This window comes from Shewanella aegiceratis (assembly GCF_019457495.1).
GTDB lineage: Bacteria > Pseudomonadota > Gammaproteobacteria > Enterobacterales > Shewanellaceae > Shewanella > Shewanella loihica.
The window spans coordinates 3709214-3722907 of record NZ_CP080416.1; the positions used below are offsets into that span (position 1 = coordinate 3709214).

Genomic DNA, 13694 nt, shown 5'->3' on the forward strand with positions numbered 1-13694 from the left:
TGTATCTTTTTGTTACAGAAATCCTGGCAAGGTGGCTAAAATTCGGTGTTGTCAGGCTTAGCTGGCGATTTAGCGAAAGGTTAACCACAAGTTAACTGTGATGTGATCCGCAGAATTTTTAACCAACTTGTGCTACAAGGATCGTTCAGCAAATGGTTAATTTTTAAATATAAGATCTATTACTTTTGCCTGTTAACGCCATCGAAAACTGCCGATAGAGGGATATTGTCATGCTGAAGAAAGTGAGCCGACTCGATTACTATACCCTGCAGGTATTTATCGGACTGGTTGAGCTGAAGAGCGGCAGTGCGGTGGCCGAGCGATTGCGTACCACTCAGTCTAAGGTGAGCCGCAGCCTGACCTGCCTGCGGGAGGTGCTGGAGGACGAGCTCTTTATCCGCCAGCAATATGGCTTCGAGCCCAATCAGGTCGCCCTCACCATCTATCCCATGGTCAAGACCATAGTGGAACAGTACGACAAGATAGTGGCGGCCACCATAGACAAGGGCGCCGAGCCCTATCAGCTCAGCGTCGCCACCTATGAGCAATGGTCGCTGATGGCGATGAATTGTGTGCACAACACCTGCCACTGCATCGAGGGCGGCGTCAGCATCAATATTCAGCCCTGGACCGACAAGGTCAATCAGCGCCTGTGTCAGGGCAAGGTCGACTGCAGCATCTCCACCGAGCCGATTAATCACCCCATGGTGAACAACTTTAAGCTGGGGGATATCACCCATTTCTTCATCGTCGCCCGCCGTGGCCATCCTATCTTAACCAGCGACGATCCCTTAGCGCAGATGTTTAACTACCATATCGCCCTGGTGAACACTCACCTGCAGGAGCAGGAGCCTCACCCCATAGAGCTGTATGCCAAGGCCAGGCTGATAGAGATCCGCGTGGCCCTCAAGAGCCCGAGCCTGAGGATGTTGGTGGATCATGTGAGTCACAGCGAGGATATCGCCCTGCTCTCCTCGGCCATGTCGATGAGCTATTTCGAGAATCGCGACGATGTGGATTACTTGGATATCTCCAGGGTCTGGCTGCAGACCCGAGATCTCGAGACCGAGAGCTACTATCTGCATTGCCACAAGGGGATCAAACCGGAGCTGGCGAACTGCCTGCGCCGGGTACTGACGGAGAAGCTGATCGAGATGCAGGCCCACTGCGATCAGGTGGCCCGGGAACGTACGCCCCTCGCCCAGCCGAGCATAGCGCCAGAGCCTTCAGCATAAGCCTTTAGCCAGAGTGCTTAGCATAAGCCCTTAGCCAGAGCCCTTTAGTTAGACCCTTTAGCCAGAGCCTGTAATTAGCGCCGCAATAAGGCTGCGAATGAACCAGTAGGTTAGTTGCTGCCTGTACTGGTACTTGTATTAGTGCCTGTTATTAGTACCTTGTATTAGTGCCTCGTATTAGTGCCTGTGTTAGTGCACGTTCTGGCTGATCAGCTGACCTATCTCCTGCTTCAACCAATCCAGATGGGCGGCGCTGCGACCGCTACGACTCAACATGTAGAGCCTAGGATAGGGCTGATCTTGATAGAGGCGCGCGGTATCCATGCCCGACAGGCAGCACACATGCAGGCCGGGCAGCAGCTCGCTATGCTCATACACCCTGCTGTAAGGCAGCAGGCTCACCGTCTTGTCGTCGGACAGATAGCGATACAGCTGATTAAACTCCAGCCCCTCACGTCCCAGATCCACAGGGGCCAGATGACAACTAAGGCGCTGCTGAGTGCAGTAACGCTGGAAAGGATCCGGCGCCTGCCTGTCCAGCTGACCGAAGGCGCTCAGATAGGGATAGTTGGCGATATTGGCCAGGCTGATCTCCTGCTGCAACAGGGGATGCTTGAGGGAGCAGAGCAGATACAGGTGGGTCAACTGCTTGAGAGGCGTGATGGTGAGTCTGTCGTCCTGCAGCGCCTTGTCCGAGGACTCGCTGACGATCGCCAGATCGATCAGTCCCTGGGCCAGATCTTCCAGCAGATCCACAGAGCCGGTGCGCAGCTCATAACTGATGGGCAGCTGCGCCTCGCTGATGGCGCCGCTCAGGCGTTGGGGCAGCTCGGCGATCAAGAGATCGCTCACATAGAGCACCATCATCTGGCTCGCGGCCAGATCGTGGCAGCTCTCCAGCTGATGCAGCTGTTCACCACACTGCACCAGGGCCTTGACCAGGGGATAGAGTTGACGGGTAAATTCGTTGGGTTCTAGGCCATGTTTCTTACGGATGAACAGGGGATCGTTAAAGATCATCCGCGCGTGTTGTAGGCAGCGACTCACCTTGGGCGCGGGTATATTCATCTCCATCGCCACCGACGAAGCGGAATGCTTTTCATACAAATTAACTAATATATTGGCGCTCAGCATATCTAAACTATCTAGAGTCATATTTTTCATTTCAAAATACCTCTCCCGACATCGAATATACCCATTCAGAGTATAGTAAATATATTTAAGCTGACAATATCTTTATTCGATATTAATAAAACAAATAAAATAGATCTTGATCATATTTCTAAATTTCAAGCATTTACAAAAACATTGCAATAGCTTAATTTTCATGCAAAATATCTTATAAACCACGCCAACATTCAGATATTCAACAATTAAAAAACACATATCTAATTATTGATTATCTACAAAATGAAATAGCTGAATATAAGTATCTGACCAAGGGCTAAATTTTAATAATCCGATTTCAATAATTATTGTAAATAAATCCCATAGCGTAATAATTAAATCGAGAGTTAAAAATGAAAATAACCTTGGAGGTTTACTATGAACACCACCGCGACCGTTATTTTAAGCTATGCATTTATGTACTTTGTTTTGTTCATCATTTGTCCTCTCGTCATCGTGACCTTCGTCATGACGTGCATCAAGTTCTTTAGATCAAGCGAGAATCAGCTGGTCGATGCCGCCGTAAGCATCAAGCCTCACTTGCTAGACAAGGATTCAATGCACTTTTTGAAAGGCTTAAAGGCCATCGCCGCCAACCGCTACGATGTCCTTTACGGAGCGTCGCTGGTGAATGTAGTCGACTTAGATGACTCCCTCAGGAACCACGAAGAGGTACAGGACTTCATGGAGCACTGTCACTTGGATTACGTGGTCGTCGACAACGAATCTTCTGCGGTCAAACTCGTGGTGAGCGACCCTGCGGCCAGCTCTCCAGAGCAGATGAAGTTTGTCGAAAAATGTTTAGATTACATAGGGGTGCAGCTGATTAAGCTGGACAAAGACAAGCATTGCGACGAAGCCTTGCTGCGCACCGCACTCGCCGCCTGATGAGTGTCTCTCACCGCAACGCCCAATGAGCGTCAAACCGACCACTTGACGCTCCTCTTCCCCACAACGTCATGCTCACTGAGGTGTAAGGATGCATTATGTGTCAAATTACCCCTTGTACTACTCTGCTGCTGGCCAGCGTCCTAACACTTGGCCTGGTGGGCCTAACGCCCAATGCCTTAGCCGCCGACGAACAAGCCAGCCGCAGCTGTATCAAGTGTCATAAACGCAATGGCCAACTCGAGGGCATACACGCAAGCCCTGGCCTCGCCATTCTCTGTCAGGACTGTCACGGCCCGAAAGGTAGCCATCCCAAGAAGGGATCGACCATCATGACCTTTGGGCCCGATAGCCCCTTCTCGGCTCAGCAACGCGGCGCCGTCTGCCTGACCTGTCACGACCATCAGGCCCTGGGTGAAGTTGAATGGACTCACAATGTGCACGCCAATCGCCTTGGCTGCGATCAGTGCCATAAGCTTCATCCCGAGACGGATCCTATGTTGTCGCTCGATACGCAACAACATAGCCAGCTGTGTGTCGCCTGCCACAAAGTCGAACAATAGGAGGCCTGTGATGCAAGTTTCTAAACGCCAATTTCTCAAGGGGGTTGGGGCCCTACTGGCCGGTGTCTCTGTGTATGGTGCCACCCGCACGCCCCAGGCCGATTCCCTGCTCCAGCCCGAGCAGGAAAGCGAGATCAAATACGCCATGGTGCATGATGAGAATGCCTGTATCGGCTGTAACGCCTGCGTCCAGGCCTGCCGTGAGGTCAATCATATTCCCGAAGGCGTCACCCGGGTGAAGATAGAACGCAAGGGGCCCTTCGGCGAGTATCCAGATCAGAGCTACCGCTTCAGCCGTGTCTCCTGTCAGCACTGCGAAGCCGCGCCCTGTGTACGGGTCTGCCCCACAGGCGCCGCCTATATCGACAAAGAGACGGGCATAGTCGCGGTCAATAGCGATCGCTGCGTGGGCTGCCAGTATTGCATCGCCGCCTGCCCCTATCAGGTCAGGTATATCCACCCCGAGACCCGCACCGCCGACAAGTGCGATTTCTGTCAGAAGAGTCGCCTGGCCCAGGGGCTTCAGCCTGCCTGTGTCGAGGCCTGCCCCACCAAGGCACTGACCTTCGGCAACCTCAAGGATCCCGAGTCGGATCTGGTCAAGCTGCTTAAGCGCAAGCCCAGCTACCGCGCCAAGGTGGACCTGGGCACCCGGCCTAAGCTGTTCCATATTCAAACCATAGATGGGGAGATAATGCTATGAGTGCTTTTCATTTCGAAGGCCTGGTATGGCATTGGCCTATCGCCATATACCTCTTCCTCGCCGGTCTGTCAGCCGGGGCGGTATTTTTCGCCATCATGCTGAAACATTTCAAGTTATCCCATGAGGCCTGGCATTCGCCCTTCGTGCAGGCGGCGGCCATCATAGCCCCGGTCGCCGTGTTTGGTGGCCTGGGTATTCTGGTATTCGACCTCACCCGGCCACTGGATTTCTGGAAGATCCTGGTGTTCTACAACACCAGCTCTGTGATGTCCATGGGGGTACTGGTGCTGATGGCCTATCAGCTGGTGCTGTTTGCCTGGATAGCCTGCGTCTTCCAGCGCCGCATCACTCAGCTGTTGGGTAAGCGTTTACCTATCGCCAACCGGCTGCTGAACTGGCTGGTGAAACAGGAAGCGGCGATCACCGGCGTCTTGGTGATCCTCGCCATCTCCCTTGGGGCCTATACCGGCTTCCTGCTGTCGGCGCTGATCGGCTTCCCATTGCTGAATAACCCGGTATTGCCGCTGCTGTTCTTGATCTCCGGGCTCTCCTCCGGCGCCGCCGCGACCCTGCTGGGTGGTGTGCTGCTCAGGGGTAACCCCAATGGTGTCGAGGTGCGTTTCATCCACGGCATAGAGATCCCATTGATTTTAGTGGAGATTGGCCTGCTGTTTACCTTCTTCGCCGGATTGATCCTCTCTGGCGGTCAGAGCCAGGTTGCGGCACTCAACGCCTTGGGCTTCGGCTTCTGGGGTTGGATCTTCTGGGCCGGCGTGATCGGCATAGGCCTCACCCTGCCACTGGCCTTCAACCTATGGATGAAGGTGTCGGCAGATCGTAAGTTCGCCTATGTGGCGGTCACCGCCAGCTTCAGCCTGATAGGGGTGTTCTTGCTGCGCAACTTTATCCTCTATACCGGCCAGATGACGGGGATCTAATCCCCGCTGGCCATTCAATCACGGGCGTCATCTGCGCTGATCAGGTGCAGCGGCGCCCCGTCACTCAGGTAAGCCTCATCCACCTGATCCAGACCGTTGTAGCGGATCATATGGCGTATGCCGTCGATATAGGCCTGACCTCGTTCGGAATATCGCTCCAGGGTGCCCGCCAGCACCAGGCCTGTGATCGGTTTGTTATCTGCCCGCAGCTGCGCCCTCAGGCTTCTCAACGACTGATAGGCGGCGTTGGTATTGAGGTTAAGCAGGTAGCCCTCCACCGAGGCCAGCGGCGTATCGAAACGCGCCAGCCCATAGTTGCCCAGCTCCTTGCGCTGCGCCTTGGGGGTCATCCCCTTGCCGCTAAAATCCCACTGACCGAAGAAGGCGTTACCCTCGACGGTAAAGCGCGACGTCGCCCAGCCACTCTCCTCCGCCGCCTGGGCCAGCACCAGAGAAGGCGGCATGATATCGACCCGTACCAAAAGCTGCTGGCGCTGCTCCTCGGTCAGGCTGACACTTTCACCGGTCTGGCTGCCGCTCTCAACGGTCTGGCTGCCGCTCTCATCGGTTAACAGTCGATACTTACGGGCCAGGGCCAACAGCTCGGGGGCATCCAACGCTGCCTGGGCGATAGTCTGCCGCTCCAGCAATATCTGCTCATTGGCCACCAGGATCAGCGGCGCCATCAGACGGAAGAACACCATCTTCTTCAGCTGCACCGGGATCTGCGACGAGGTCTTCTGCCAGCGCTCACTCACCGCCTCGAAGGTGAGTCTGGGCACCTCACGATTGCCCGCCTGCCAACCGGCTTGGTTATACCCCAGACTATCGAACAGGGCGATCAGCTCATCGAGGGAGTTAAGCACCACATCCTTGGGCGCCTTGGTCGGCCTCGCCTTGGAGACAGTCTTAAAGCTGGTTTGGGTCTGCTGACTGTCAGCCGGGGTCGCCAGCTCGTCGGCGTTTGCCACCGGCGGCTCCATCCCGGCAGCGGCCAAGGCAGGAGACAGGGCGCCCGACTCATCACTGGGGCGATACCAGAGCGCCCACAGCATCAGCAGTGAGGCAAGCAGGAGTAGCAGAGGCAAGGCAATCTTGAGGCGGCTATCACTAGGCATAGAGGCTCCTTTGGCAGATAAGATGAGAGACATTAATCATCAATGCTAATGCCTACTCTAATCCATCTTTCGATGCACGTCTTTAGCAAAGCTGTCGAGCAAGGCGCCGATCCTTCACCTATACCTATACCTATACCTATACCTATACCTATACTCAAAATTACACTCACACCCACATTCCTAGACCTCAGTATCGATACAGAATTTATTCATACTAATCATTAAAAGATCATCTACTTAATTAAATAAATCTTTTATTAACTAGATCCAGAAAAATTAAATCCTGTGCAATTAAGTTCTGCCATCAAATATTCAAAGTTCAAAAACCCCAAAGCCACATTTTTAGAGCCAGCTACAATAAGATGCACAAACTTATATCACAAATTATTTCTAATTTAGAATAACCAGAAAGCTAACACCTAGCGGTAAACAGCTAGATAATAAAAGGTTAATAAATTTTACATTAAAGACCACAATCGAAAGATGAATGTGACAAAGACCGCAATATTGAGGTTAATGTTATTTTCATATTGAATAAAAATTATCGGTTTCATACATTGAATATTCGTCTCGAATTTAAATGTATCACTTTGTATCAAGCTGGTGGTATATCAATTCTCACTTAGCTGGTTATATGTTGAAACAAGGATCTGTCACACTATCGAGCTTAAGCCTGTTACTTGGGCTACTGGTACTCACTCAGCTGAGCGGCGGCCTAATGGCGCAGCAACAAACCGGCAGCACCAACAAAAACCTTAGCTGCAGCGTCATCCAAGGAGATCGCCTGGCCACCAAAGAGGTCGCCCCCGCCAGGCAAGAGACTGGATTATCCTCCTGCTGGCACCACACATATCAGCAGCTATTTCCCAGCATGCCACCGCTAAGTGGCGAGACCCACGAAAGTCAGGGCAACGGAATGACACTGACTGTTGTGATCTTCTGCCTGTTATTTCTCTCTGCCGGACTGCCTGGTTACGGGCGAACGAAATACCGCACCCCAAAATCTATTATCGAGTGCATCTCTTTATTAATGAGCTGGATTAAACCTATTAAGGGCACTCCTTCTTAGCCAACCAAAATACCATTTTGACACGCGTAGATAGATAGCGCTGAGCCACTATTTATAACGCGATCAATTTTGACGGACATACCTAGCCGCCAACCAAGCTATTTCTTTTAACTTATTTTTAATGAGGTTTATTTCATGCCTTATGCACACTCACGTCTGTCGAGTGCGCCCCCGTGCGCGCCTATTTTCTTGCCCAAACCAACCATAGGGAAAATAGCCATGTGGAAAAAGACAATTTGTAAAAAGGCCATACGAGAAAAAACGGCGCAGCAAATAACAGCATCTCTGTGCTTCATATTGGCTCTGCTGCTTTCGAATCAGGCATTCGCCGATAATGAAAACGTCGCCGCCGCCATAGACACCAAGCGCTCCCATTGGTCCGGTTATCTCAGTGCCAGCGCCGCCAGCAACACCTTCGAGCAGTCGGCCCCCAGCTCCTACCAGGCCCTCAGTGCCAGCGGCAGGATAGCCTACCGCGACACCTGGGGCAGCATACGTCTCTCCAGCGGTGGCGAGGTGGAGACGCGCCATAACCAGAGCTATTTCTACGACACCTTCTTAGAGTATCGCACCCCGTCCAAGGCTCTGGGCAATGACTGGAGCTATGTGGGCAGCGCCGGGATCTATCTGCCTACCGGCCATACCAGCAAAGAAAACAAGTTGAGGGCCGCCCCTAGGTTGGCTGGCTATCTCTTCTACCGCCCGAACCAAGACTGGAACTTCTATCTCTCACCCCGGCTTAAATATAACGCCTATGAACATGAGATAGGCCGTCACGGCGAGCACTTCATCGAGCACAGCATCAGCCTGCTGGCAGATGCCACCTGGCAGTTCATCGACAATTGGTATCTGGATGTCAACGCCTCCTACACCATGAACAAGCCCTTTAACACCAGTCGTTACGACAACCGTTTCACCATCAGCGAAGAGATCGGCTGGTCCTTTGCCCCCACTTGGGTGGCGGCCATAGGTCACAACAACAGCGGCTATTTCTTCGACCCGGATCGCGGCCCGTCCCACAGCTTTACGCTCTACGACGAACGCAACTCCGTCTTTTATCTGTCAATTACCAAATATTTATAAAAAGCACTTATAAATTAAACAACTAGGAGAGGTTTCAATGTACAAGAGCACTGTCGCCATCGCCATATTGAGCGCGATAGGATTAAGCGCCTGCGGCACAGACGAGCCGTATCAGGAGGTCAAGAAAGATGAGCGGATGATCGCCGTCAAAGACTTCAAAGATGCCACCACCAGCGGCGCCGCGGGGGATCAACTTACCTCCTCGACCACCACCGGCGAGCTGGCCAGCAAACAATCCGAGCGACTCTTTCTCTACACCCGCAGCCTGGGTGAGGCACCGCGCTACTCGGCCCCCATCCATGGTTTCTCTCAGGGAGAAGCCAAGCTGGTAACCCTGCGGATGACGGAAAACGGCATCCAGCTGCGTCAGATCGACAGAGACAACATAGGTCTGGACCACGACTCGCGCTTCGATAACGAGTACAACAAGGCCCCAGTGCTGACCATTCCCGGCGACTACATCGACTTCCAGTGCCAGGAGGATAACTGGGGCGACTGTACCAACCGCGAAGAGGAAGTCACAGATCGCAACATCACCTGGGATCAGAAGAAGTTCTTCATTCCTAAGTTTGAAGGGGCGCAGATCGCCGAGGAGAACTACACGGATCTGGTCACCTTCAAGCAGTGCACCACAGAGACAGAGTCGGCCCACCTGGTAAAAGATGGCAACTGGGAAGGCTATGAGATGGACTTGGCCAAGGGGGTGATCAACTTCGAGATCGAGCACACCTATCAGGCCAATCCCGCCTGTTTCGGCAAGTTCTTCAAGGGCAGCTTCGACAACCTCTCCTTCACCACCACGGAATATATCTCTGTCGTGGCTCTGGATCAGTTGGCCAGCAAGGACTTTGTCACCATCCCTTATAGTGAGGATGAAAACGGCACCTTCGGCTTCTTCCGCACCCAGCATGAATACCGTGACGGCAACAATGCTGATGGTAAGGATGGCTATGTGCGCCAGTACCTCAACCATTTCAACCCCAAGAAGGAGGCAATCACCTACTTCTTGAGTAACAACTTCTTCGAGCCAAAGAATAAGCCCTTCCTGGACGCGGCCAAACAGAGCATTACTGCCATCAACATCCAGAACAAGCTGTTCGAAACCGGCCTGCCGGAGCTCAAGCTGGCCCAGGCCAACGAACGCAGACACGGAGACTTGCGCTACAGCAACATCACCCTGTTCGACGAGCCGTTAGATAACGGCCTGGCCGGTTACGGCCCCTCTGCCGCCAACCCGCTCACCGGCGAGATCGTCAGCGGCCGGGTAGACCAATACAGCGCCAACCTACAACAGGGCTCGACCCGCTACTACCGCAGGGTGCAACTGGACTACAACCGCGGCATGCTAGACCCTAACTCGGTCAAAGATCTCACCGGGGTCGACTACACCCCATCACAAGAGGCGGTGGATCGCGCCAATCAGGTGGCGGCCAACAAGCTAATTGCCGAGCAGAACAGTAAGAGCCAAGATCCTATGGTGCAGCAACCGCGCACCGAGGCCCAGCCTCAGACCATCATCCCGGATCTCTCCACAGATGATGCCAGCAACGCCCCCTTCGAGGAGCTGGTCAATCAGCAGAACAAGACCGAAGCCTTCTGGGCCGAGCATAATCTGATGAGTGTGGATCAGGCCTTCGGCCTCACAGGCGGCGCCCTGCGCGAACTGCCGCGCGGCATTCAGGGCTATGAGATCGACTGGAAAGACACTCAATTCTGGGTCGATGGCATCATAGGCGGCAAGCTGAAGGATATCGAAGCCATGCCCACCAGCTTCCAGGCGGATCTGGTGACTAAGCTGGCGGCTCAGGCCTTTGCCGGTACCCTCACCCATGAGCTGGGCCACACCCTTGGCCTGAGACACAACTTCGCCGGTAGTCGGGATCAAGCCAACTTCTTCAACGAAGAGGAGATCGCCAAGTTCAGCCAGGCCTTCAGCGAGGCGGGTTACCCGCATCTGACGGTCAAGGCCGATTTCTCCAGCCAGATGGACTATAACGCTGACCGTTTCGCCACCACCTTCCAGAAATACGATCTGGCGGCGCTGCGCTTCGGCTATGGTCGTCAGGTTGAGACCCAAGATGGCAGCCTGGTATCACTCGAGGCGGCCGATGCCAAACGCCGCGAGGAGCTACGCCAGGGCAATATCACGGGCGAGATCCAATATGGCGCCTTGCATCAGATAGACAAAGAGCACGACCTGAGATACTTCGCCTTCTGTACCGACGGCCATGTGACCCTCAACTCCAACTGTAACCGCTTCGACGCCGGCACCAACAACGACGACATAGTGCAGTACTATATCGACAGCTACCACGACAGCTATGACACCATGAACGTGCGTCACAACCGTCAGACCCTGTTCGAAGATCATATCCTGCCCTACACCATCAACCGTCTGAGAGGCTTTAGCGACATACGTCAGTTCGTCGAAGACACGGCCACGGTTGAGGAGCTGTTTGCCTTCGATCAGAACGAGCTGGCCGATTTCTGCCCAAGCCATGAGAACTACTGGTTCTGCGCCTCACAAAGAGCGGTGGAAAAGGCGGCCGACACCTTCCTTACCGCGGCCGGTCTGAGCGACATCTATCTGCATGTCACCTATCGCATGAACAGCGATGACAGCCGCGCCCTGACTAAGGTGCACTCGCTGGAAGATATTCTGACTCGCCTCTACCGCCTCAATGCCGGCAAGCTGGATGAAGGCTTCGAGCTGGGTCAGATCATCACCGCCTACGAGCAAGCCCCTGAAAAATTGAAAGAGCTGCTGCTCAAGGCCGATATCGTCGAGGCCTACCAAGACCTACTCTACGCCGATGTCAGCGCCAACAAGGGACGCCTGCTCAACGGCGTCAAGGCTCCGGCATCGAGCCCGAACCATCCCTATGTCAACGAGCGTGACGTGCTGGGCATGTGGCCCGATAAACTGCTGGCGATGCGTCAGCTGCTGACCCGCAAGTCGCCTCGCAGCACCACGGGCCGCACCTACTACGCCCTGGCTGATTATCCTAAGGTGAAGGATCAGCTCGAAGGCATGCTGTGTCAGATGACGCTGGGCAACACGGTTCAGGAGATCAACCAGTACCTGACCAAGCCTGTGCTGAGCGACAGCTGTAAGGCAGTAGACGCCAAGTACTATGTCAACGACGTCGATTATGCCGACCAGCATATCGAGGCACTACCTAGCTACGCTACCTCTCTGGGCCGCTACTTCGGCTTCCCCCAGAGCAGCTATGAGATGAAGGGTAAGAGCAACCTGCTGCAGATGATGCTCAAGCAGGTGGTGCTGGCATCGCGCGACAGCGACTACCGCGGCGAAGAGAAGGCCAGAGTGTGGCGCGAGTATGTGGGCATTCATCTTGCCAGCGACGCCGTAGCCGCCAGCAAGCAGATCAGCCTACGGGGCAAAAACTATGTGGCGACCGAGGAGAACCAGCTGGCTCTCATGCTGATCGACCAGATAGACACGCTCAAGGCACTCATCGCCAGCTCACCCGAGCTGATGAAGCATCAGATGAACAGCAAAGGGGAGACCTTCCAGCAATTGGTGGTCGACCCCATCATCGCCCGCGATGAGCGAGTGATCACTTACCTGCCAGTGCTTTAAGCCAGTAGATATCGTTCAGCAATAGAAAAAGAAGCCGCTCGTCGGCTTCTTTTTTGCTTTAGGGCTAATGAGTTAGCCATGAACCTTAGCAAGTGAATTCTTGTTAAGTTTCGTAGCTCGCCTTCCAAATCTTTACCTAGCGGCCACCACGCCTGGGATGCAACATCTGTAGCAAAATGTATCATCTTGTTTAGACAGTTGTTTCACTACCCAATAATGGTTAACTTATGCCTGACAAACGTAAAGGAGAGCCCCTTCGATGGAGCCGGATGAGCAGCCATCTAATCAATTAGCCAACACAGAGCCATCGGCAGAGAAAAGTGCCGAGCAAACGGCGGACCTGATCGCGAAGCTACGCGCCGAAAATGCGGCGCTCAGACGCGAGAACGCCAAGTTAACGCTGCTCAACGATCGCGCCGAAGAGAAACTCTTTGCCGCACTCGATGGCAACCGTCTCTGCCTGTGGGAGCAACATCTTCCCAGTGGCAACCTGACCATCTTCAACATGCGATGGGGCGAACTGCTGGGCTTTAGTCGCGAAGAGCTGGCGGCCCATGTGGACAGCTGGAAACAGAATCTGCATCCGGAGGATAAGGAGTGGGTGATCAAGGCCTTCGAAGATCATGTAGAGGGCAAGTCTGATTACTATCAGGCGGTGCACCGGATGATCCACAAGGATGGCTCGGTCACTTGGGTGTCCGATCGTGGCCGTATCGTCGAGCGCAAGCCGGATGGTACGCCGCTACGCATGATGGGGACTCACATGGATATCACCCAGGAGAAACGCTACGAGCAGGAGCTGTCTGAGCTGGCCCACTGCGACCCTCTCACCAACCTGAGTAATCGTAAGGCGATCACCCTGGCATTTGAGGAGCTGTATCAACGAGGCACGGGCAGCATCTTCTTCATCGATCTCGATGGCTTTAAGGAGCTCAACGACAAGCTGGGCCACAAGTTTGGCGACCACCTCTTGGTCCATGTAGCCCACACCCTCAGGGGCGTCATAGGCACTCAGGCCCAGATCGCCCGTCTCGGCGGCGATGAGTTTTTAATTCTGCACCCAAGCCAGGACGAGACTCTGCTGAGTGAGCGGGCCCAGTCGCTGTTGGATGTCTATCGTCAGGCGATCATTTTAGAAGGCACTGAGGTCAAACTCGGCCTGAGTATCGGCATCTACTGCTTCACCCCGAGCGATGACTTTGCCAGCGCCTGCGAGTTCGCCGACGCCGCCATGTACCGGGTCAAGGCCCAGGGCAAACACGACTACCAGTTCTGGCAGGCCGAGCAAGCGGCCGAGGGCTAGCCCCTATACTGACCTGAAGATTT

Annotated in this window: 11 protein-coding genes; 9 read left to right on the forward strand and 2 right to left on the reverse strand. The window is 54.0% G+C overall.

Annotated elements, in window-relative coordinates; genetic code table 11:
- Positions 1–230 precede the first annotated feature (230 nt).
- Positions 231–1235: a LysR family transcriptional regulator gene (locus K0H80_RS16145; RefSeq protein WP_220072254.1), complete on the forward strand. Its 1005-nt coding sequence runs from the start codon at positions 231–233 to the stop codon at positions 1233–1235.
- 189 nt (positions 1236–1424) lie between these two features.
- Here the strand turns inward: K0H80_RS16145 and K0H80_RS16150 are convergent, their stop codons facing one another.
- The gene (locus K0H80_RS16150; protein ID WP_491572511.1) at positions 1425–2303 is read right to left on the reverse strand and encodes a LysR substrate-binding domain-containing protein; all 879 of its coding nucleotides are present in this window, start codon (positions 2301–2303) and stop codon (positions 1425–1427) included.
- Between the two features lie 657 nt (positions 2304–2960).
- Here K0H80_RS16150 and K0H80_RS16155 point away from each other — a divergent pair.
- From K0H80_RS16155 to nrfD, 4 genes are all read left to right on the forward strand, one after another.
- Entirely contained in the window at positions 2961–3290 is a 330-nt protein-coding gene (locus tag K0H80_RS16155; protein ID WP_398350090.1) for a PDDEXK family nuclease, read from the forward strand.
- Between the two features lie 98 nt (positions 3291–3388).
- Complete coding sequence (locus K0H80_RS16160; RefSeq protein WP_220072256.1) at positions 3389–3853, forward strand: cytochrome c3 family protein; 465 nt, start codon at positions 3389–3391, stop codon at positions 3851–3853.
- 10 nt (positions 3854–3863) lie between these two features.
- A complete protein-coding gene (locus tag K0H80_RS16165; protein ID WP_011866953.1) occupies positions 3864–4556 on the forward strand; it encodes a 4Fe-4S dicluster domain-containing protein in 693 nt (230 codons plus the stop codon).
- Positions 4553–5494: a cytochrome c nitrite reductase subunit NrfD gene (gene nrfD, locus K0H80_RS16170; protein WP_011866954.1), complete on the forward strand. Its 942-nt coding sequence runs from the start codon at positions 4553–4555 to the stop codon at positions 5492–5494. Before K0H80_RS16165 ends, nrfD begins: the two co-directional genes overlap by 4 nt.
- 14 nt (positions 5495–5508) lie before the next feature.
- Here the strand turns inward: nrfD and K0H80_RS16175 are convergent, their stop codons facing one another.
- Entirely contained in the window at positions 5509–6612 is a 1104-nt protein-coding gene (locus tag K0H80_RS16175; RefSeq protein WP_220072257.1) for a glucosaminidase domain-containing protein, read from the reverse strand.
- 634 nt (positions 6613–7246) lie between these two features.
- Between K0H80_RS16175 and K0H80_RS16180 the strand changes: the two genes are divergently transcribed.
- The 4 genes from K0H80_RS16180 to K0H80_RS16195 all read left to right on the forward strand — a co-directional run bounded on the left by K0H80_RS16180 (position 7247) and on the right by K0H80_RS16195 (position 13671).
- Positions 7247–7681 carry a hypothetical protein gene (locus K0H80_RS16180; protein WP_220072258.1) on the forward strand — a complete coding sequence of 145 codons (435 nt, stop codon included), beginning with the start codon at positions 7247–7249 and terminating at the stop codon, positions 7679–7681.
- A 297-nt stretch (positions 7682–7978) separates the two neighbouring features.
- Positions 7979–8764: a hypothetical protein gene (locus K0H80_RS16185; protein WP_220072259.1), complete on the forward strand. Its 786-nt coding sequence runs from the start codon at positions 7979–7981 to the stop codon at positions 8762–8764.
- A 37-nt stretch (positions 8765–8801) separates the two neighbouring features.
- Complete coding sequence (locus K0H80_RS16190) at positions 8802–12368, forward strand: zinc-dependent metalloprotease (protein WP_220072260.1); 3567 nt, start codon at positions 8802–8804, stop codon at positions 12366–12368.
- A 259-nt stretch (positions 12369–12627) separates the two neighbouring features.
- A complete protein-coding gene (locus tag K0H80_RS16195) occupies positions 12628–13671 on the forward strand; it encodes a diguanylate cyclase domain-containing protein (RefSeq protein WP_220072261.1) in 1044 nt (347 codons plus the stop codon).
- The last annotated feature ends 23 nt before the right edge of the window (positions 13672–13694 follow it).